Source organism: Desulfonema magnum, from assembly GCF_017377395.1.
Lineage (GTDB): Bacteria > Desulfobacterota > Desulfobacteria > Desulfobacterales > 4be13 > Desulfonema_C > Desulfonema_C magnum.
Genome location: NZ_CP061800.1, coordinates 6,110,212 through 6,135,416, shown reverse-complemented (window position 1 = coordinate 6,135,416; position 25,205 = coordinate 6,110,212). Strand labels below are relative to the sequence as shown.

The window sequence follows — 25,205 nt, the reverse complement described above, 5'->3', positions numbered from 1 at the left end:
AAAAAAAGAGCTATGAGTCGAAAAAAGAAAAAAAGACAGAAAACAGCAAAGAAAAGTTCTAAAACCAAAAATCTTACACCGGCAAAGGGGGCTGAGTCCAAAAAACTCCCAGCATCAAAAAAAGCTTCCAAAAGCAAAAAAGTTATGCAGCCGAAGAACTTCTCTCCTCCGCTACCCGGAACACCTGCTTTTAATATTGACAATGTATTTAAAAACGCAGTTCAATATCATCAGAACGGCCAGGACACTCAGGCAGAAGAACTTTACCGAAAAATACTTGACGTCAGACCGGATCATGCGGACGCGTCGCATCTCCTTGGCCTTATCGCACATAAAAACGGAGATTACGATGATGCACTGCGCCTCATTGACAAAGCCATTCAAATTTTTCCACAAAATCCGATTTACCACTATAACAGGGGAAATGTCTTTATTGCCCAGAGCAAATATGACGAAGCCATTGAATGTTATTCACAGGCATTTAAAATCAAACCGGATTATACAGAAGCTTACAACAACACAGGAAGCGCACTCAAAGATCAGGGCAAACCTGAACAAGCGGTTGAATATTATCGCAAAGCCGTAGAGATCACGCCGAACTATCTCGAAGCCCATTATAACATGGGCGTGGTGCTGGGCGACTTACGCATGCCGGCCGAGGCTGTGGAATCTTACCGCAAGGCTATAGAAATCAAACCGGACCACGCAGAAGCGTATTACAATATGGGCATCGCCCTGGTTGACCTGGGCAGAACCGCAGAAGCCATTATTGCTTATCGCAAAGCCACGGAAATCCGACCGGATTACATTGAAGCTTATAATGAACTGGGGATTGAACTGAATGCCCAGGGCAAGACAGGCGAATCCCTTGACTGTTATCGAAAAGTCCTGGAGATCAAGCCGGAATGCGCTGAAGCATACAACAACATGGGCGTCGCACTGAGAAATCACGGCAGCCCTGAAAAAGCCATTGACTGTTATCGAAAAGTCCTGGAGATAGAACCCAATAATGCTGTGGCGCACAGCAATCTCCTGTTCTCCTATCAATATACCTCGAATCATTCCCCGGAATGGCTTTTAGAAGAGCATCGCAAATGGGCTGAAGTTCATGAAAAGCCGCTGGCAGGAGAATTTTTGCCCCATGACAATGATCCCACCCCCGGAAGACGGCTTCGCGTGGGCTATGTGTCGCCGGATTTTCGGAGCCACTCGTGTTCGTATTTCATTGAACCGCTGCTCAGGGCACACGACAGAACCCGTGTGGAAATTTTTTGCTACTCGGATGTACGACGGTCTGACCAGATCACGGAACGAATCAAGGGCCTTGCGGATCACTGGCACAGTATCATGAGAAAAAGTCATGAGGTGGTTGCGGAAAAAATTCGCGAAGACCGCATTGACATTCTTGTTGATCTGACCGGACACACCGCCAAACATCGTCTTTTGGTTTTTGCACGCAGGCCGGCCCCGGTTCAGATTACCTGGCTTGGCTACCCGGACACCACGGGAATGGATGCCATGCAATACCGTTTCAGCGACGCTGTGGCGGATCCCGAAGGTGTCACAGACAGATATGTCAGCGAGACGCTTGTGCGTCTGCCCGGGTTTCTGTGCTATGCTCCTCCCGTAAAAACCCCGGATGTCGCGCCGCTGCCGGTTATGAAAAGCCGCATCATCACCTTTGCCTCATTCAACAATCTGACCAAAGTGACGGAACATGTGGTAGAGATATGGTCAAAGATTCTGAGCCAGATTCCTCGTTCACGCATTTTGCTCAAAAGCAGGCAGTTGGCAAATGAATCCACCCGGCAGCATTATTCGGAGATGTTCTCGAAACATGGCATTCATGCAGAGCGAATTACAATGATGCCCCGGACACCGTCCCAGGAAGCCCATCTTGATATGTATAAGCATGTGGATATTGCCCTTGATCCTTTTCCTTACAATGGAACGACAACTTCCTGTGAGGCATTGTGGATGGGCGTTCCCCTTATAGCGTTACGCGGAGAGCGCCATGTGGCCCGCGTGGGGATGAGCATCCTTACCCGGGTGGGCCTGACAGAGTTCATCGCTGAAACCGAGGCCGATTACATCGCCAAAGCAGTTAAACTGGCCGGAGATACAAAGCAGCTTAATGAACTCCGCACCACCCTGCGCCAGCGTACACAGAATTCTCCGTTGTGCGATGCAGCTTCTTTTGCACGATCCGTTGAAGACGCTTATGATGAGATGTGGCAAAAATGGTGTTCTGGGGAATTGAGAATTGAGAATGGAGAATGGAGAATTGAGAATGAGGGGGATGCTGTTTTTATAGAACCGGATAAAATGGCTGAGGTTCGGCCTTCTAATTTTCAAATGCCAAAAATTGAGTTCAATGTTCCTCAGTCCCAGATGCCGACTCCTGAATTTCAGATTCAGAGTCCTGGTATTCAGCCGCCTGTGTCTGTGAGCCAGCAAGCTCCTCCTGTTCAGCAGGCCCCAGCCCCGAAGGCGGAATTCAATATAAATAAAGAATTTGAGGCGGCGCTCAGAGCGCATGAATCCGGGGACCTGGGCAAAGCTGAGGAACTTTACCGGAAAATACTCACTGCGAATCCGAATCATGCGGATGCCCTGCATTTGCACGGTGTGATTGCCTTCCAGATTGACAAACATGATATTGCCATCAATCAGATCAGCAGAGCCATTAAAATCAATCCCAATAACCCCATTTATTTCCACAACCTGGGAAGCGCACTGAGCAAACAGGGCCGGATGAACGAGGCCATCACTTGTTATCGCAAAGTGCTTGAACTTAAAGCAGATTACTCGGAAGCTTATTGTAATTTATTGCTTACATTGCAATATGGGTGGGAGCATTCGCGGAAGCGGGTGTTCCAGGAGCATCTCAAATGGGATGAAATGTATGGAAAGCATCATCTAAGAAATCTCCGCCCCCATGCGAATGACACGACACCGGACAGACGGCTCCGCATCGGCTATGTATCTCCTGATTTTCGCAACCATTCCTGCGCCTATTTCCTGGAGCCTCTGCTCAAAGCCCACGACAGAACCCGTGTGGAGATTTTTTGCTACGCGGAGGTGCAGAGACCTGATGAAATGACCGAGCAGATCAGAGGACTGTCTGATCATTGGTATGTCACGGTGGGAAAAAGCCATGATGAGGTGGCGGAACAAATTCGCAAGGACCGCATTGATATTCTTGTTGATCTTGCCGGACACACCGCGAAAAACCGCCTGCTGATTTTCGTGCGCAAACCTGCCCCGATTCAGTTGGCGTGGCTCGGATACCCGGACACCAGCGGCATGGCTGCCATGGATTACCGTTTTACCGATGCAATTGCTGATCCCGAGGGCGTGGCAGATCAGTATTTCACCGAGACCCTGATACGTCTGCCCAACGGATTTCTCTGCTATACCCCGCCCACCATGACTCCGGAAGTCGGGCTTTTGCCATTCCTGAGCAAAAATCATATCACCTTTGGCTCGTTCAACAACCTGATTAAAGTCAATGAGAAAGTCGCGGCCGTATGGTCTCAGATTCTGCATCAGGTTCCGGGATCAGTGCTTCTCCTCAAAAGCAGGCAGTTCGTGAATGCGTCAACCCGGCACCAGTATGTGGAAATGTTCGCGAAAAACGGAATCCCTGCCGAGCGTGTCACCATGCAGGTCCGCATTCCCGACAAGAAGGAACATCTTAACCTTTATAATCAGGTGGATATCGGACTTGATCCCTTTCCTTACAACGGAACCACAACCTCATGCGAGGCCATGTGGATGGGCGTTCCGGTAATCAGTTTATGCGGAGACAGACACAGAGCGCGTGTCACTTCAAGCATTCTGACCCGGATCGGGCTGACAGAACTGATCGCTGAAAACGAGGCAGATTATATCTCCAGAGCGGTTCAGCTCGCGGGAGATACAAATCGTATCGCCAATCTCCGAACCTCGCTCCGCGGGCGTATGCAACACTCTCCGTTGTGCGACGCGGATGCCTTTGCCCGGTCTGTCGAGGATGCGTATCAGGAGATTTGGAGGAAATGGTGTTCTCAGGAAAAAACAGCTCCGGGATTCAAAGCCCTGGATATCGAATTTCCGAAACCTGCTCCTGAATTTGTCCCGCCGAGTCCTGAATTTGTGGTGCCGGCCCCGGAATTCAAAACCCCGGCGCGTGACTTTGAAGCACCCGCTGCCCAACTCCAGGCTCCCGCGGCAGCGTTCCAAGTGCCGATATCCGGTATTCCTCAGCCAGCGCCCGGGATTCAGTATCCGGGATTTAACATTGAGCAGGCGCTTCGCACGGCTGTCCAACTGCATCAGTCGGGTCAGTTTGACAAGGCTGCGGAAATCTATAACAAAGTTCTCGCAGTCAACCCGAATCATGCGGACGCATTACATCTCCTTGGCGTGACCAGGCATCAGGCAGGTCAGCATGAGGCTGCTGTGGACATGATTCGCAAGGCCATTTCAGTGAATCCCCGAAACGCGTTCTTTTATAACAATATGGGGATTGCGCTCAAGGAACAGGGAAAATCAGAGGAAGCCATACTCGCGTATCGCGCGGCCGTGGAGATCAAGCCGGATTATCTCGAAGGGCATATCAACATGGCCATGGCATTGAAAGAACAGGGCAAACAAGATGAACTGATTGAGTGTTACCAAAATATTGTGAGGGTCAAGCCGGATTACGCGGAAGTCTATAACAGCATGGGGATCGCGCTCAAGTCAAAGGGCGAATTTGACCAGGCTATTGATTGTTACCGAAAAGTTCTTGAAATCAAACCCGATTATGTGGAAGCCCATATTAATATGGGAAACGCCCTCAAAATGAAAGGCGAGAAACAAGACGCCATATCTTGTTACCAAAAAGCGTTGGAACTCAAACCTGACTATGCCGAGGCATATAATAACATGGGCGCAGTCTTAGAAGATCAGGGCAAACAAGATGAAGCGGTCGAGTGTTATCGGAAAGCCCTGGAATTCAGACCGGATTACGCGGAGGCATGTCATAACACAGGCAATGTCCTGAAAAAAGAGGGCAGGCTCGAACAAGCCATTGAGTATTACCGCAAATCCGTTGAAATCAGCCCCAATTACGCGGAAGCTTACAACAGTCTGGGTATCGCCTTAAAGGAGAATGGTAAGATTGACGAGGCCATTGAGTGCTACAAAAAAGCCCTGGAAATCGAGCCAAAAGGAACCGGTGCATACTATAACATGGGAAATGCCCTGGGCGAACAGGGCAAGGCAGATGAAGCGGTCAAGTGTTACCAGAAAGCCTTGGAATTTAAACCGGAATATGCCGAGGCATATGTAAACATGGGGAACGTCCTCAAGAACCAGGGCAAGATTGATGAATCCATTGAGAGTTATCGCAAGGCCATGGAATACAAACCTGAGTATCATCAGGCCCACAGCAATTTCCTGTTCACGCTGCATTACAAACCTGGCTATTCTCTCGACGAGATGTATGCGGAGCATTGCCGATGGGATGAAATCTATGGGGACCCGCTGGCCGAGAAAATTCTGCCCCACACCAATGACCCCGCGCCTGACAGAAAACTCCGCGTGGGCTATGTTTCTCCTGATTTTCGCAGCCATTCGTGTGCGTATTTCATAGACCCGCTGTTCAGAGGACATGACAAGAGTCAGGTGGAAATTTTCTGCTACTCCGAAGTGCCAAAACCCGATGATGTGACCAAACGGATCGAGGAGATTTCCGACCATTGGTATAAGACCGTGGGAAAAAGCGATGAGGAGGTGGCGAACCAGATTCGGGAAGATGGCATTGATATTCTTGTGGATGTGGCCGGCCACACTGCCAATAACCGCCTCCTTGTTTTCGCACAAAAGCCCGCGCCCATTCAGGTGACGTGGCTCGGATATCCCGACACCACGGGGTTGTCCGCGATAGATTACCGCCTCACAGACGCGCTGGCTGATCCTGAAGGTACTTCAGAAAAATATGTCAGTGAAAGCCTCAAGCGTCTCTCCGAAGGGTTTCTCTGCTATTCTCCGCTTTACACCACACCGGAGGTGGGCGAACTCCCCGCGCTGAAAAACGGCAGGGTGACTTTTGCATCATTCAATAATCTGGCAAAAGTCAGCGAGGAAGTTGTGGCGGCATGGGCGCAAATCATGCGTCAGGTTCCGAACTCTGTATTTCTGATGAAGAATCGCCGTCTGGCAGATGAATCCACCCAGCAGCGTTATTTTGAATTGTTCGCCAAACATGGCATTCCTGCGGAGCGTGTCATGATGAAACCCCACACGCCTTCGAGAAATGACCATCTCAATATGTACAACGAGGTGGATATTGCCCTTGATCCGTTTCCGTATAACGGCACGACAACATCTTTTGAAGCCATGTGGATGGGGGTTCCTGTTTTAAGCATATACGGAGATCGCCATGTCTCACGGGTGGGGGCAAGCATTGTGAGACGGATCGGGCTGATAGGCTTGGTGGCTGAGAATGAGCAGGATTATATTGACAGGGCGGTCTGGCTCGCGGGAGATTTGAAACAGCTTGGTGATCTCCGTGCCAGCCTGCGACAGCGTATGACGCATTCCAGTTTATGTAACGCCAGAATTTTCGCCAGGGCGGTTGAGGACGCGTATCGGGAAATGTGGAGAAGATGGTGCGCGGGAGAGGAAATCCCGAAACCTGAGTTTCATATTCCGGCTTCTGAACCCCAGATTCCTCAGATTCCGGTAACTGAGTTTAACATCCCTGATGTCGAACCTCAGATTCCTCACGCACCAGCGCCCGAGTTTAAGATGCCCCCGAGTGCAGCATTTAACCCCCGGGATGCAGAACCTGAGATTCCAGCTGCTGAGTTTAAACTTCCAGATGCCGAGTTTCAGCAGGTTCCGGCATCTTTCAAACCGCCAGCAGCCGAAGAACGCCAGTTATCATTTGATATCAATAATGCACTTCATACCGCGGTTCAGCATCATCAGGCCGGAGAATTTGAGAAAGCCGAGGAGGTTTATCAGAAGATACTCACGATCAATCCGAGTCAGGCGGATGCGTTGCATTTGCTGGGTGTTATCGCTCAACAAAGGGGCAGGCATGATGACGCGACCGACCTTATTCGCAAAGCAATTTCTGTTAATCCCAGGAATGGAAATTTTTATAATAACCTGGGGGTTACGCTGCGGGATATGGGAAAGCCGGAGGAAGCTATTGAGAGCTACAAAAAAGCCCTGGAACTGAATCCGAACTATCCTGAAGCCTATATCAATATGGGCATGGCCCTGAAAGACCAGGGCAAATATGAAGAAGCCATTGAAGCTTACCGCAAACTTCTGGAGATCAACCCTAATTTTGCGGACGCTTACAACAGCATCGGTCTTGTGCTGAAGGAGCAGGGAAAGCTCCAGGAAGCCATCGCGTCTTATCAGAAAGCATTGGAGATCAATCCCAACTTCGCGGAAGGTCATGTCAGCATGGGCAACGCGTTGAAAAACCTGGGAAGAGTTGATGAGGCCATCGGTCATTATCATAAAGCGGTTGAGATTAATCCTATGTTCGCGGAAGTTTATAACAACATGGGCAATGCGTTTCGAGATAAGTCCATGGCCGAGGAAGCCATTAACTGCTATCGGAAAACCCTGGAGATCAAGCCGAATTTTGCCGAGGCTTACAGCAACATGGGCGTGGCTCTGAATGACCAGGGCAAAGTCGAGGAGGCAGTTGGCTGCTATAAAAAAGCGTTGGAGATTAAACCGAGATATTATCAGGCGCATAGTAATCTTTTGTTTACCTTGCAGCATGGGGCCGGTTATTCGTCGGAATGGCTGTTTGATCTGCATCGCTCCTGGGATAAGGCTCAGGCAAAACCGCTGGCAGGAGAAATCCTCTCCCTTGACAATGAACCGTCGCCTGACAGACGGCTCCGTATCGGCTATGTGTCGCCGGACTTTCGGAGACATTCATGTATCTATTTCATAGAACCGCTGCTCAGTTCGCATGACAGAACCCGGGTGGAGATTTTTTGCTACGCGGAGGTGCATCGCCCTGATGATATGACGGAACGCATTAAACATCTCGCTGACCACTGGCGCAGCACTTTGGGAATGAGCCATAAGGCAGTTGCGGAACAAATCTGCGCGGATAAAATTGATATTCTTGTTGATCTTGCCGGACACACAGAGAATAACCGTCTGCTTTCTTTTGCTTACAAACCTGCCCCGGTTCAGGTGACTTGGCTCGGGTATCCTGACACCACGGGCATGTCTCTCATGGATTACCGCTTTACTGACGCTATCGTGGATCCCGAAGGCATGACAGACCCTTATGCCAGTGAAACGCTGATTCGTCTGCCCAATGGCTTTCTCACCTATTCGCCGCTTTATCCGTCACCAGATATAACGGAACTGCCGTGCCTGAAAAATAATCATGTCACGTTTGGCTCCTTCAATAATCTGAGCAAAGCCACTGAAAACGTGGTCGCGGTATGGTCGCAGATTTTACAGCAGGTCCCTGGTTCTCAGCTTTTTATCAAAAGTCGTCAGGCTGCGGACGCATCCACCCGGAATCGTTATCTTGAGATGTTCACAAAGAACGGGATTTCCTCCGACCGTATTAAAATGATGCCGCGGGTTGCCTCAAGAGAAGAGCATTTAGCCTTGTACAATCAGGTGGATATCAGTCTTGATCCTTTTCCGTACAATGGGACGACTACCTCGTTTGAGTCGGTATGGATGGGGGTTCCGTTTATTACTTTAATGGGAAAACGGCATGTTGCCCGCGTCGGAGCAAGTGTTCTTAACTGGCTTGGATTAACAGAACTGATCGCCGAAACCGAGGCGGATTACATTGCCAAAGCGATTCAGCTCGCGGGAGATAAAAACCGACTCAGCGAACTCCGCGCCTCCCTGCGGCAGCGTATGCAGAATTCTCCCCTGTGCGATGCGAAATCTTTTGCGCAGGCGGTGGAGAACGCTTACCGAAAGATGTGGAGAAAATTCTTGAAACTGGAAACTGAAAACTTGGAACCGAGTGCTGAGTTTAAAATTCCTGAATCAGAAATTTCAAGTCCTGAATTCGTTCCGAGCTTTGAGTTAAATGTTCCCGAACCAGAGATGCCAAGTGCTGAGTTCAAAGTTCCGGAATCAGAAATTCCAAGTCCTGAGTTTAATGTTCCCAATTTTGAGTTCAATGTTCCCGAATCAGAGACGCCAAGTCCTGAATTCAAGATGCCGAGTTTTGAGTTCAATGTTCCCGAACTGGAGACGCCAAGTCCTGAATTTAAAATTCCTGAACCAGAGACGTCAAGCCCTGAGTTTAAGACTCCCGAATTTCAGATGCCGAGTTCTGAGTTCAAGACGCCGAGTTTTGAGTTCAAGCTTCCCGAACCGGAGATGCCGAGTCCTGAGTTCAAGGTTCCTAAACCAGAGATGCCAAACTCTGAGTTCAAAATGCCGAGTTTTGAGTTCAATGTTCCCGATCCGGAGACACCAAGTCCTGAGTTCAAGGTTCCTAGTGCTGAGTTCAATGTTCCCGATCCGGAGACACCAAGTCCTGAGTTCAAGGTTCCGAGTGCTGAGTTCAATGTTCCCGAACCAGAGACGCCGAGTCCTGAGTTCAAGATGCCGAGTTTTGAGTTCAATGTTCCCGAACCGGAGACGCCAAGTCCTGAGTTCAAGGTTCCGAGTGCTGCGTTCAATGTTCCCGAACCGGAGACGCCGACTTATGAGTTTAATAAGGTTCCCGAACCAGAGACGCCGAGTTCTGAGTTCAAGATGCCAAGTATTGAATTCAATGTTCCCGAACCGGAGACGCCAAGCCCTGAGTTCAAGGTCCCGAGTTTTGAATTCAAGCTTCCTGAGCCGGAGATGCCGAGTTTTGAATTCAAAGTTCCGGAGTCTCAGTTTGAGCAACCCGCGCCTGTTGTCTGGCAACCAGAGAATGAGAAGCGAGAACCGTCATTTGACATTGAAACTGCGATAAAAGAAGGAGTTCAATATCATCAGACCGGAGAAATCAGCAAAGCCAGAGAAATTTATAACAAAATTCTCGCAGCAGATCCGAATCATGCGGATTCCCTGCATTTGCTTGGTGTCATTGCTTCTCAGGAAAAAAATTATGAACGTGCGATAAATCTCATTGGCAAAGCCATTCAGATCAGCCCTGACAGAGAAAGTTATTACAACAATATGGGGAATGCCCTGAAAGAACAGGGAAAGATAGATGAGGCCATTGTTTATTACAAAAAAACGTTGGATATCGCGCCGAATTTTGTTGAAGCCTACAATAATTTGGGCGTCGCGTTAAAAGATCAGGGCAAATTTGATGAGGCCATTGCCTGTTATCATAAAGCATTGGAGATCAGACCGGATTTCCCTGAAATCTATAATGAACTGGGGAACGCGCTCAAGGGGCAGGGAAAGACCGAAGAAGCCATTGCAGCCTATAAAAAAGGTGTGGAACTGAAGCCGAACCATGCGGAAGCCTATAACAACATGGGCATTTCGCTGCAAGATCAGGGCAAGATTGAAGAAGCCCTTGACTGTTACCGCAAGGCATTGGAATTCAGACCCAACTTTGCCGAGGCGTATAATAACATGGGAAATACGCTCAAAGAGCCGGGACGGATAGCCGAAGCCATTGCGTCTTATCAAAAAGCATTGGAGATCAGACCCGGATACGACAAAGCCCATAGCAATCTGCTGAGTGTCTATCAGTATGATTCGCCGCGTCCGCGGCATTGGCTGTATGAGCAGCATTGTAAATGGGACGAAATTCATGCGAAGCCTTTGGCAAAAGAAATTGTTCCTCACACCAATGATCCGACACCTGGAAGACGAATTCGCGTTGGCTATGTGTCTCCGGACTTTTGTCGCCATTCATGCGCCTATTTCATAGAACCTTTGTTCAGGGCGCATGATAAAACCCGGGTGGAGATTTTCTGTTACGCGGAAGTTCATTTATCTGATGACGTGACAGAACGAATCAGAGGATTTGCAGATCACTGGTACAACACAATGGGAAAAACTCATGCAGCAGTGGCAGAGCAAATTCGTGCGGATGGTATTGACATTCTCGTTGACCTCGGAGGACATTTTGCAAAAAACCGCCTTCTGATTTTCGCGCGGAAACCTGCACCGATACAAGTCACTTGGCTTGGCTATCCTGATACCACGGGAATGGCTGCCATGGATTACCGTTTCACCGACGCGGCAGCCGATCCTGTGGGGATGTCAGAGAATTATGTCCGGGAAACCCTTGTGCGTCTGCCTGGTTTTCTCTGTTATTCTCCGCTTCATCCGGCACCGGAGATCGGAGAACTGCCATTTTTGAAAGCAAATCATATCACTTTTGCTTCATTCAACAATCTGAGCAAAGTCACCGAGAATACAGTGGCGGTGTGGTCGCAGATATTGCAGCAAGTCCCGGGCTCGCAAATCTTTCTCAAAAGCCGCCAATTGTCGGACGAATCCACCCGGCATCGCTATTTTGAGATGTTCTCGAACAACGGTATAGACGCGGAGCGGGTTATAATGATGCCTCGCCTTGCCTCCAAAGAATCTCATCTCGCCATGTATAACCGGGTGGATATCGGCCTTGATCCTTTTCCGTATAATGGAACCACCACGACCTGCGAGGCCATGTGGATGGGGGTTCCGGTTGTCAGTTTGGCCGGAGACCGCCATGTTTCCCGCGTGGGAGCGAGTATTCTCAACCGTGTCAGCCTGTCAGAGTTCGTTGCTGATACGGAGGCGGATTATGTCGCTAAAGCAGTGCAGCTCGCCGGAGATACTGACCGGCTTGGCGGACTGCGAAACTCCCTCCGTGAGCAGATGCGGAATTCTCCTTTTTGCGACGCCAATGCTTTTGCCCGGTCCGTGGAAGCCGCGTACCAGGAAATGTGGACAAAATGGTGCTTAAAAACCGGAAATTCGAAACCAGAAAATCAAAACTTGACACTTGAAACTCGGAATTCGGAGCTTGAAAAAGCACTGAATACCGGGGTTCAGCTTCATCAGGCCGGGGAGTATGATAAGGCCAGGGCCATTTATAATAAGATCATTGAAATGAATCCGAACCAGGCAGATGCCTTACATCTGCTAGGGGTTCTTGCCCATCAGACCGGGAAGGATGAAGATGCCCTGATGCTTATTGACAAGGCCATTCAGATTAAACCTCAGAATCCGCTGTATCATAATAATCTGGGGGCCGCGTTGAAAAAGCTGGGGAAGACCGATGAGGCCATTGCCTGCTATAACAAAGCCCTGGAGATCACTCCCGAGTATCCCGAAGCTTATAATAACATGGGAAATGCGCTCAAGAGTCAGGGCAAGTTTGAGGAATCCATAGCAAATTATAAAAAAGCCCTGGAGATGAATCCGAACTATGTTGAAGCGCATAACAACATGGGCAATGCCCTGAAAAACTGGGGCAGGTTGGAGGAATCTGTTGACTGCTATAAAAAGGCGATAGAGATCAATCCGAATTACGCGGAAGCCTATTATAACATGGGCGGATCAATGAAGCTGCTCAATAAGCTGGAGGAATCTGTTGACTGCTATAAAAAAGCGGTTGAGATTAAGCCGGGCTATGCCGAGGCGTATAATAACATGGGCGTGGCATTCAAATTCATGGGAAAGTCTGAGGAATCCATCGAGGCTTATAAAAAAGCGGTTGAGATCAATCCCAGACACGCGGAAGCTTATAATAATCTTGGCACGGCCATGAATAACCAGGGCAGGACAGCCGATGCCATTGCCTATTACAATAAAGCAATGGAAATCAGGCCAAACTACGCGGAAGCTCACAATAACATGGGGTACGCGATGAATGACCAGGGCAGGTTCGGAGAAGCGGCCGAGCATTACAAAAAAGCCCTGGAGATAAAGCCGGGTTATCATGAAGCTCACAGCAATTTTCTCTTTACATTGCAGTATGCCTCGGGTCATTCACCGGACTGGCTGTTTGAGCAGCATTGTTTGTGGGATGAAAAACATGCAAAGCCACTGACCGGAGAGATTGTGCCGCATACCAATGAACAGAATCCCCAAAAGCGGCTCCGTGTGGGATATGTGTCTCCTGATTTTCGCGGGCATTCCTGCGCGTATTTCATCGAACCGCTGTTCAGGGGGCATGACAAACAGCAGGTCGAGGTGTTTTGCTACGCGGAATTACAGAAGGCGGATCCCGTAAGTGAACGGATTCAGCAATTTGCTGACCATTGGTATAACACAGCAGGAAAAAGCGATGCTGTGATTGCGGAACAGATCCGAAATGACAGCATTGATATCCTTGTGGACCTGGCCGGACATACCGCAAATAACCGCCTGCTTGTTTTTGCTCGCAAACCCGCGCCGGTTCAGGTCACCTGGCTTGGCTATCCTGACACTACGGGAATGGACACCATGGATTACCGAATCACGGACGCGGTCGCGGATCCCAATGATATCGCGGACAAGTATTTCAGCGAAGCCTTGGTGCGTCTGAATGAAGGCTTTCTTTGCTATTCGCCGCTGTTAAAACCGCCGGAGGTGGGAGAACTGCCTTTCCTGAAAACAAATCAGATCACCTTTGGCTCGTTTAACAATCTCACCAAAGTCACAGCGGACGTGGTCGCTGCATGGTCGCAAATCTTACAGCAGGTTCCGGGTTCTCGAATTTTGATCAAGAGCAGACAGTTGGTTGACGAAGCCACCTGCCAGCTCTATTATGATATGTTCTCCAAAAACGGCATTTCTTCTGACCGGGTTACAATGAGACCTCGCACGCCTTCTCAGACAGAGCATCTTGATTTGTATAATCAGGTGGATATCGGTCTTGATCCGTTTCCGTACAATGGAACAACCACCACCTGTGAGGCCCTGTGGATGGGTGTTCCGGTGATAAGCTTATGCGGAACGCGGCATGTCTCACGAGTGGGGGCAAGTATTCTCACCCGGATCGGGCTGACCGAACTCATCGCCGACACAGAGGCGGATTACATTGCCCGGGCCGTGCAACTTGCGGGAGACATTGACCAGCTCAGGGATATCCGGGCATCTGTAAGACAGCGTATGCAGAATTCGCCCCTCTGTAATTTTAAGGCATTTGCCCAGTCGCTCGAAGCTGCTTACCGGAACATGTGGGGGAAATGGTGTTCAAACGGCACACCGACACCGCCGCATCCCGGTTCCGGATTTGAGGTTCCGGGTTCTGAATTCCAGGAGCCGAGAAATGAGACCCCCCAGCCCCTGGCCCCTGGCCCCCAGCCGGTTTTCAGCGTCAATGATTTCCTTCAGGCTGCGGTGCATCTCCATCAGACCGGAGAACTGGATAAGGCGGAACAGCTTTACAACAAGGTGCTTACCATGGATCCGAATCAGCCGGACGCGCTGCATTTTCTTGGCGTTATTGCCCATCAGTCCAACAGGAATGAGGAGGCTGTGAAACTCATTCGCAGGGCCATACTGATTAATTCTCAGAATGCGATTTATTATAATAATCTGGGGGCAGCTCTGAACAGTCTGGGCAAAGCAGAGGAGTCTGTTGACGCTTACCGCAAAGCAGTGGAGATTAACCCTGATTATACCGAAGCCTTTTATAACCTGGGAAACGCGCTCCATATCCACGGCAAAGCAGAAGAAATGATCGCATGTTATCGCAGAGTGCTGGACCTTGACCCGAATCATGCGGATGTCTGCAATAACCTGGGGAACGCGCTGAATGAGCAGGGCGATAAAGAAGCGGCCATGGCTTATTATAGAAAAGCCATTGAAATCAGGCCGAACTATGCCGAAGCCTATAACAACATGGGGCTGATGCTGGACAGAGAGAAAAAGTCCGAGGAGGCAGTTGCATGTTATAAAAAAGCCCTGGAGAATAAAACAGATTATGCTGAAGCATACAATAATCTGGGAAACGCGTATAATAACCTGAAAAAAGCAAATGACGCGATTGCGTGTTACCAAAAAGCACTGGAGATTAATCCCAGGTATTCTGATACCCACTATAATATGGGGAATCTCCTGAACACTCAGGCAAAGATTCAGGAAGCCATTGACTGTTATAAAAAAACCCTGGAACTCAATCCGAACCATGCGGAAGCGTATAATAATCTGGCGAACGCGCTCAAAGATCAGGGAAAACTGGAGGAGGCTGTCAGTTGTTACAAAGCATCGCTGAGGGTCAAACCGACTTACCATCAGGCCCATAGCAATTTGCTGTTCACGTTGCAGTACAAAACAGGGTATTCGTCTGACTGGCTGTATGAGGAGCATCTCAAATGGGGAGAAACTCATGCAAAACCGCTGGCAGACAAGATTCTGCCCCATTCCATTGATGCAGTTTCCGGAAGACGGCTTCGTGTGGGATATGTTTCTCCTGATTTTCGTTTCCATTCGTGCGCGTATTTCGCGGCGTCTTTGTTCAGAGGACACGATAAGACTCAGGTGGAAATTTTTTGTTACGCTGCTGTTGAAAAACCTGATCAGATGACCGAACAGCTCAAAATGCTTTCTGATCACTGGTACAGCACCATAGGGAAAACGGATGATGAAATTGCGGAACAAATCCGAAAAGATCGCATTGATATTCTTGTTGACCTTGCCGGACATACTGCGAATAATCATCTCCTTGTATTTGCCCAAAAGCCTGCCCCGGTGCAGGTGACGTGGCTCGGGTACCCGGATACCACAGGAATGGATGTCATGGATTACCGCCTCACCGACATGGTGGCGGATCCCGAAGGCGTGGCCGATAAATATGTCTCTGAAACGCTGGTGCGTCTGTCCCGGGGATTTCTCTGTTATACGCCGCCGGATACACTGCCGGAGGTGGCTGAATTACCTTTTATAAAAACCGGGCATCTCACCTTTGGTTCGTTCAACAATTTAACCAAAGTGACTGAGAATGTGGTTGCAGTGTGGTCTCAGATTTTACACCAAACACCTCGTTCCCGTCTTTTGATCAAGAGCCGACAACTGGCAGACAAAACCACTCGGGATTATTATTATGAGATGTTCCTGAAAAACGGTATTTCCGAGGAATATGTCTCAATGCAGCCCCGCACCTCATCCAGAAAAGAACATTTGGAGTTATATAATCAGGTGGATATCGCGCTTGATCCTTTTCCATACAATGGAACAACAACCTCGTGTGAGGCCCTGTGGATGGGCGTTCCGGTCATAACCCTGTGTGGAAGCCGGCACGTGTCACGGGTCGGCACAAGCATCCTCTCTCAGGTTGAATTGACGGAAATGATCGCTGAAACCGAGGCGGATTATATTTCTCAGGCTGTTCAACTGGCAGGGAATGTTGAACGGCTTAAACAACTCCGCACCGCCATGCGTGAGCGGATGCTGAATTCTCCTTTATGCGATGCAAAATCTTTTGCCCAGGCTGTTGAAGCGGCCTATCGAAAAATGCTTGAAACAGGAAACAGGAAACAGGAAACTCGAAACTCGAAACTTGAAACTCGAAACTTGAAACTTGAAACTGAAAACTTGAAAGTTGAAACTCGAAACTCGAAACTGGAAACTGGAGGGGCGGAACAAGTTCCAAATTTGAGGTTTCAATCATCTGTTTCACCACAAAAAACTGTGAATCAGGTGGTTTCCCAGGAAGCAATAAATTATAATAATCAGGCTACCGAACTGAAGCAGCAGCGGAGATTTGACGAGGCAATCAGGCTTTATAAAAAAGCGGTTGAGATTGATCCCAGTTATGCCGGAGCCTATTATAATATGGGGAACACGCTCATTGGTCTGGGCAGAACGGATGAGGCCATCGCATGTTATCGTAAGGTTCTGGAGATCAATCCGAATTCTCCTGAAGTTTATAATAACATGGGCGTGGCTTTTAAAAATCAGGGGAAAACCGAGGATAGTATTGAGGCGTATAAAAAAGCATTGGAGATAAATCCCAGTTATGCTGAAGCGTACAATAATATGGCGAATGCGCTGAAAAGCCAGAACAAATTAGACGAGGCAGTTGGCGCATATAAAAACGCGTTGGAGATCAATCCCAGGTATGCTGAGGCATATTATAATATGGGAAATACGCTGAATGGCTGGGGAAAAACAGATGAGGCCATCTCCTGTTTTCGCAAGGCATTGGAGATTAAACCGAACCATCCCGAAAGCTACAATAACATGGGGAACGCGTTTAAGCATCAGGGAAAGCCGGAGCAGGCCATTGAGTGCTATAAAAAAGCGTTGGAGATTGAACCGAACAATGCCGAAGCTTACTATAACATGGGGAACACGCTCAACGACCAGCGTAAGTATGATGAAACCATCGCATGTTATCGCAAGGTGGTGGAGATCAATCCCAATTATGCTGAGGCGTATAACAATATGGGGGCCGCGTTCAAGAGCCAGGGAAAACTGGAGGAAAGTGTTGAAGCTTATAAAGGGGCATTAAAGGCCAAGCCGGATTATGCCGAAGCCTGCAATAACATGGGGCTTTCGCTCTATGATCTGGGCAGATTGGATGAGGCGGCTGAGTGCTGCCGCAAGGCATTGAAAATCAAGCCAACCTATTATGAAGCTTACAATAATCTGGGGAGTGTGCTGAAGGATCAGGGGAAAATTGAGGAGGCAGTTGAGTGTTATCGGGAAGCACTGAAGGTCAACCCGGATTATGCTGAGGTCTATAATAACTTAGGCAACGCGATTAAGGATATGGGGCATTTGGATGAGGCGATTGACGCGTACAGAAAAGCCATGGAGATCAAGCCAGGATACTATAAAGCCCATAGTAATCTGCTGTTTGCGTTGCAGTACGGTTCCGAACACACACCCGAACTGATGTTTGAGGAGCATCGCATATGGGATGAAAATCATGCCAAACCACTGGCCGCGGAGATTCTGCCTCATACAAATGAACGAATTTCTGACAGACGGCTGCGCGTGGGCTATGTGTCTCCTGATTTTCGCAAGCATTCCTGTGCGTATTTCATAGAGCCGCTCTTCAGCCTCCACGACAAAAAACAGGTGGAAATTTTCTGTTATTCCGAGGTGCAAAAATCCGACGAAATGACTGAGCGGGCCAGGAAGCTCGCGGATCACTGGTATAGCACAGTTGGAAAAACAGATGCAGAGATTGCGGAACAGATCCGAAATGACCGCATTGACATTCTTGTTGATCTTGCGGGGCATACTGCAAATAACCGCCTCCTTGTGTTTGCCCGCAAACCCGCGCCGATTCAGGTGTCATGGCTTGGCTATCCGGACACCACGGGAATGGATGTCATGGATTACCGCCTCACTGATGCCATTGCGGATCCCGAAGGCATTGCAGACAAATATGCCAGCGAAACCCTGGTGCGCCTCCCCAATGGTTTTCATTGCTATTCCCCGCTTTACATAACGCCGGAGATACCGGAACTGCCTTTTCTGAAAACCAATCAGATCACTTTTGGATCGTTTAATAATCTGAGCAAGGTGACAGAGAACGTCATCGCGGTTTGGTCGCAGATTTTACATCAGGTTCCCGGATCACGAGTGTTGCTCAAAAGCAGGCAGCTGGAGAGCGAGGCAACCCGGCGCAATTATCTTGAGGTGTTCTCGAAAAATGGCCTTCCTTCCGAGCGTATTACAATGATGCCCCGAACCCCGGGGCAAAAAGACCATCTTGCCATGTATAATCAGGTGGATATCGGTCTTGATCCGTTTCCGTATAACGGGACCACAACTTCCTTTGAGTCCCTTTGGATGGGGGTTCCCATTGTGACTTTACGCGGACATCGCCATGTGGGACGCGTGGGAACGAGCATTCTGACCCACCTCGGATTAACAGAACTGATCGCTGAAAATGAGGCGGATTACATTGCCAAAGCCGTGCAACTGGCCCGTGATACTGACCGGCTCGCACAACTTCGGGCATCCCTCCAGCAGCGAATGGAGAAATCTCCTTTATGCGATGAAGTCTCCTTTGCTCGCTCTGTTGAAGCGGCCTACCGAGAAATGTGGGTGAAATGGCTTGAAACTGGAAACTGGAAACTGGAAACTGGAAACTGGAAACTCGAAACTGGAAACTCGAAACTGGAAACTCGAAACTGGAAACTCGAAACTGGAAACTGGAAACTGGAAACTGGAAACTGGAAACTCGAAACTGGAAACTCGAAACTGGAAACTGGAAACTCGAAACTCGAAACTCGAAACTGGAAACTGGAAACTCGAAACTCGAAACTCGAAACTCCCGTGTCTGGTCTCCAGCATCCAGTTTCAAGTTTCAAGTTTCAAGTTTCAAATTTCAACAACGCGCTTCAGTGTCATCAGGCTGGGGAACTGGATAAGGCTGAAAAGATTTATAAGGAGATTCTTGCGGTGAATCCGAATCATTCGGATGCGTTGCATTATCTTGGCTTTATTGCTCATCAGACGGATAAACATGATGCTGCCATAGACCTGATGCGTAAGGCTATTGAAATCAATCCTCGAAACGCCAACTATCATAATAATATGGGGGTCGCGCTGAATGATCAGGGAAAAATCGAGGAGGCCGTTGCTGCTTATCAAAAAGCCATAGAGATCAGGCCGGATTATGCTGAAGCGTATAATAATATGGGCAATCTCCTGAATGATCAGGGCAGATTAAATGATGCGATTGCGGCTTATCAAAACGCGTTGGAGATTAAACCGGACTATGCTGAGGCATTCAATAACATGAGTGTCGCGCTCAAAGATCAGGGGAACTTAGACGAGGCCATTGCCTGCTGTCGGAAAACATTGGAGATTACGCCGAACAACGCGGAAGTCCATAATAACATGGGAAACGCTTTCAAGGAACAGGGCAAGATGAGGGCCGCGGTTGACTGTTATAAAAAAGCAATGGCGATTAAGCCAGATTATGATAAGGCGCATAGCAACTTATTGCTGTCATTGCAGTATGGTGCGGAGAATTCTCCAGAATGGCTGTATGAACAGCATCGGGAATGGAATGCGATCCATGCCGGAAAACTGGAAACGCCAAATCACAAATCACAAACTCCAAAAAAGCGGCTTCGGGTGGGGTATGTGTCTCCTGATTTTCGGAGGCATTCGTGCGCTTATGTGATCGAACCTTTGCTGGCTTCCCATGACAGGTCTCAGGTGGAAATTTTCTGTTATGCTGATGTGCAGAGAACAGATGAAATAACCGGGCGAATCAGAGAACGCTCTGATCATTGGCGCAGTGTGCTGGGAAAAAGCCATGCTGCTGTGGCGGAACAGATTCGCAATGACCAAATTGATATTCTTGTTGACTTGGCGGGACATACTGCGAACAATCGCCTCCTTGTTTTTGCCCGCAAACCTGCCCCGGTTCAGTTGACGTGGCTGGGCTACCCGGATACCACGGGACTGGATGCCATGGATTTTCGTCTCACTGACGCGGTTGCTGATCCCGAAGGCATAGCCGATCAATATGCCAGCGAAACACTGCTGCGTTTGCCCAATGGCTTTCTCTGCTATGCGCCGCCTGCCACTGCCCCCGATATAGCGGATTTGCCGGGACTGAAAAGCCATCAGATCACTTTTGGTTCGTTCAATAATCTCACCAAGGTGACTGAAAATGTGGTGGCGTTGTGGGCAAAGATTTTGCAGCAGATTCCGAACTCACGTTTTTTACTCAAAAACCGACAATTGGCGAATGAGTCAACTCGGCGTCGTTATTCTGAAATGTTTGCAACTAATGGTATTTCTTCCGAGCGTGTCATGATGATGCCCCGCACGCCTTCTCTTGAAGCGCATCTTGATGTGTATAATCAGGTGGATATTGCTCTTGATCCGTTTCCTTATAACGGGACCATTACCTCGTGCGAGGCCCTGTGGATGGGGGTTCCGGTCGTGACCTTATGCGGAAATCGTCATGCCTCACGCGTGGGCGCGAGCATTCTCACACGGGTCGGTCTGACAGAACTGATCGCTGAAAACAAAGAGGATTATGTGTTCAGGGCAATCCAACTGGCCGGAGATATTTCTCGGATTAGCGAACTCCGCCACTCCCTGCGTCAGCGAATGCAGCACTCTCCGCTGTGCGATGCCAAATCTTTTGCACAAGCCATTGAGACTACTTACCGAGAAATATTTGAAGCCAGATTCCAGATTCCAGCTTCCAGCTTCCAGCTTCCAGCTTCCAGTTTCAATATTGATGATGCTTTGAAAACAGCTATTGAACACCATAAAAGCGGACAGCTTGACAAGGCTGAAGATGTTTATAAGAAAATTATCGAGATAGATCCGAATCATGCTGATTCATTATATTATCTCGGATTTATTGCCCATCAGACCCGCAGGCATGATGTTGCCGCAGATTTTATCAGCAGAGCGATTCAGATTAATCCTCGAAATGCGATGTATTATAATATCCTGGGAGCCGCACTGAGGGCAGGGGGACAGTTCGAGGCATCATTGGATGCTTACAAAAAAGCATTGGAGATCAATCCGAATTATGCCGAAGTTTACTATAATATGGGAAATGCCCTGAATATTCATGGCAGAAAACAAGAGGCAGTCGAAGCTTACCGCAAAGTGCTGAAGTTCAATCCGAAAAACGCGGAGGCATATAATAACATGGGCGCGGCTCTGAAAGATCTGAATAAAATAGATGAAGCGATTGAGTGCTATAAAAAAGCGTTGGAAATCCGGCCCGATTATTCAGAATCCTACAACAACATGGGAGCAATTCTGAAAAACCAGGGAAAGTTGGATGAGGCTATTCAATGTTATGAAAAAGCCCTGGAGATTAATCCGAAAAACGCGGATGCGCTTTATAACATGGGCAATACATTGAAAGCGCAGGGAAAGCTGACAGAGGCCATTGAGTGCTATAATAAATCTCTGGAAATGAGACCCACAAATGCGGACGCGTATAACAACATGGGCAACGCACTCAAGGATCAGGGCAGACTGGACGAGGCTGTGATGTCCTGCCGGAAAGCAGTGGAAATCAATCCGAGAAATGCGGAAGCGCATAACAGCATGGGCGTGGCACTGAATGACCAGGGCAAGATTGAGGAGGCTGCCTCGTGTTACCGCAATGCGCTGGCGAATAAGCCGGATTATCCCGAAGCCCATAATAATATTGGCAACATTTTAAAAGATCAGGGCAGAGTGGATGAGGCCATTGCTTATTATAAAAAAGCATTGGAAATCAGACCGGGGTATTATCAGGCGCACAGCAATTTGCTGTTTACTTATCAGTACGGAGATGCCCGAAATTTCGGCCCGCATTATTCCTCCGAGTGGCTATATGAACAGCATCGCTTATGGGATGAACAACACGCCAAACCCCTGACAAAAGAAATTTTGTCACATCTTAATGATTCAACATCGGGGCGAAGGCTTCGCATCGGCTATGTTTCTCCTGATTTTCACAGGCATTCATGCGCGTATTTCATAACGCCGCTGTTCAGAGGACACGACAAAACCCGGGTGGAGATATTCTGCTACGCTCATCTGCAAAATCCCGACGAAGTGACCACGGAACTCAAATCCCTTGCGGATCACTGGTGCAGCACCGTAGGAAAAAGCCATGCTGATATCGCGGAACAAATTCGCCACGACCGTATTGACATTCTTGTGGATCTGGCGGGACACTCCGCAAATGACCATCTTCTTGTGTTTGCCCGAAAGCCTGCCCCGGTTCAGGTGACATGGCTCGGATATCCTGGCACGACAGGCATGTCGGTCATGGATTACCGCTTCACCGACGCCGCGGCAGATCCCGAGGGGGAGGACAAATATTTCAGTGAGACGCTGGTGCGTCTGCCGGGCGGTTTTCTTTGCTATTCTCCGCTCTCCAAAACGCCCGAAGTGGCTGAATTGCCAGCTTTGAAAAACAATGAAATCACGTTTGCATCGTTCAACAACTCAACCAAAGTCACTGAAAATGTGGTGGCCGTGTGGTCCCAGATTTTACAGCAGGTTCCGGGTTCACATCTCCTCATCAAAAGCAAGCAGTTGGCGGATGAGGCAACCCGGGCTCGTTATTCTGAACTCTTCTTGATGAACGGCATTACCGCAGACCGCATCACCATAATGTCCAGCGTATCTTCGAGAGTGAAACATCTTGATCTGTATAATCAGGTGGATATCGCGCTTGATCCCTTTCCATATAACGGAACTACAACCTCATGTGAAGCTCTTTGGATGGGGGTTCCGGTGATAACTTTGCGCGGGGAACGTCATGTCTCACGCGTGGGAACAAGCATTCTGACGCGGATCGGACTGACGGAATTCATTGCCGAAACCGAGGCCGAGTATATTTCCAAGACCGTTCAGCTTGCCGGAGATATTAACCGGCTTGCGGCACTCCGTGCCTCCCTGCGTCAGAAAATGGAGAATTCTCCTTTGTGCGATTCCAATTCCTTTGCACGCTCCGTGGAAGCTGCTTATCAGAAAATGACAAATGACAAATCTCAAATTACAAATAAATCACAAATCACAAATCACAAATCTCAAATTACAAATAAATCACAAATTACAAATTACGAATCTCAAATAAATCACAAATCCCAAGCCTCAGGCCCCAAGCCTCAAGCCATCAAACATTATCAAAGAGGCAATTTCCTGAGAGATCAGGGCAAGACCGAGGAGGCTATAGCGTGTTATCAAAAAGCGGTGGAGATGAATCCGAACTATGCCGAGGCTTATAACAACATGGGAAATATGTTCAGGGATCAGGTCAGGGGCCAGGATGCAATTGCCTGTTATGCCAAAGCGTTGGAGATCAATCCGAATTATGTCCAGGCTTATAACAATATGGGGATTGTTTTGGAAGATCAGGGGAGAACAGACGAAGCAATCCTTTGTTACCGCAATGCGCTTAAAATCAACCCGAATTATGCTCAGGGTTACAGCAATCTTGTTCCTCAGTTGCAGCAAACGTGCGACTGGCAGGGATACGAGGCGTTGACAGATAAGCTGGATGAACTGACGGATGATGCGTTGAAAAATGGGATACGGGCGGTTGAAGATCCGTTTACGAGTCTTACGAGACATGCTGATCCGGCTCGCAATTTTGCCATTGCAACGTCATGGGTGAGGGATGTTGTCCGACCAATATCTGACTTGAATTTAGGCTTTTCTTTTGATAAGCGAAAATCATCCGGAAGAAAAATCACTGTGGGCTATCTGTCCAAAGATTTTCGTAATCATCCTGTGGCGCATCTTATGCTCCGTGTGTTCGGATTGCATAACCGGGAGGAGTTTAATGTCCATTGCTATTCTTACGGACAGGATGACAAAAGCGAACACCGGGCGAGAATTCAGCAGGAGTGTGACAAATTTGCTGATATTCGGAATGACGGTCATGCGGACGCGGCAAAGCGGATATACGAAGATGAGGTGGATATTCTCGTTGATCTGATGGGCTTTACCGGCGGCAGCAGATTAGGGATATGCGCGCTTCGCCCCGCACCGGTTCAGGCCACTTATCTTGGTTTTCCAGGAACGACCGGAGCTGATTTTTTCGATTATATCATCACGGACAAAATTGTAACGCCTGAAGATCATGCACCTTTTTACAGTGAGAATTTTGCATATCTGCCACATTTTCAGGTCAATGACAACGCCCAGAAGATTTCGGACAAACTTTGGACAAAAGCGGATTTCGGATTGCCTGAACACGGTTTTGTTTTTTGCTGCTTTAACCAGGCCTATAAAATCGAACCGGTCATGTTTGATGTGTGGATGAAGATTCTCCGCCAGGTTCCGGAAAGTGTTCTGTGGCTGGCTCACGCGACCGATACCATCAAAAGGAATTTAAGACGGGACGCGGAAACCAGAGGTGTGAATGCGGAACAGCTTGTGTTTGCGGAGAAGCTTCCGTCAAAAGCGGATCATCTGGCCCGGCATCGGCTCGCGGGTCTGGCTTTGGACACACGGATTTATAATGGGCATACAACCACAACAGATGCTTTGTGGGCAGGGCTTCCTGTGATTACACTTCAGGGGGGGCATTATGCGTCCCGCGCGTCTTCAAGTATTCTGACGGCAATGGGCCTGCCTGAACTGATCGCCCATACTTTACAAGAATATGAGGGGCTTGCGGTTCGGCTGGCGACATCCGATATTACTCAGGAGGCGGGAGAATTGCAGGCAATACGGGAGAAGCTCGCAAAACATCGCACAACACATCCTCTTTTTGATACGCCGCAATTTGTCAGAAATCTGGAGAAGGCTTATAAAGAAATGCGGAACCGCTTTTTGGCAGGGGAAAAACCAGGACAGATTGAGGTGGCAGGGTAATCTCCGGAGTGCCAAACTTGCAG

1 protein-coding gene is annotated in these 25,205 nt (G+C 48.7%); it reads left to right on the top strand.

Going from position 1 to position 25,205, the window contains the following annotated elements; genetic code table 11:
- Positions 1–144 precede the first annotated feature (144 nt).
- Positions 145–25,182, top strand: coding sequence for a tetratricopeptide repeat protein (locus dnm_RS23330; RefSeq protein ID WP_207679293.1), 25,038 nt, complete (start codon positions 145–147; stop codon positions 25,180–25,182).
- Positions 25,183–25,205: the final 23 nt, after the last annotated feature.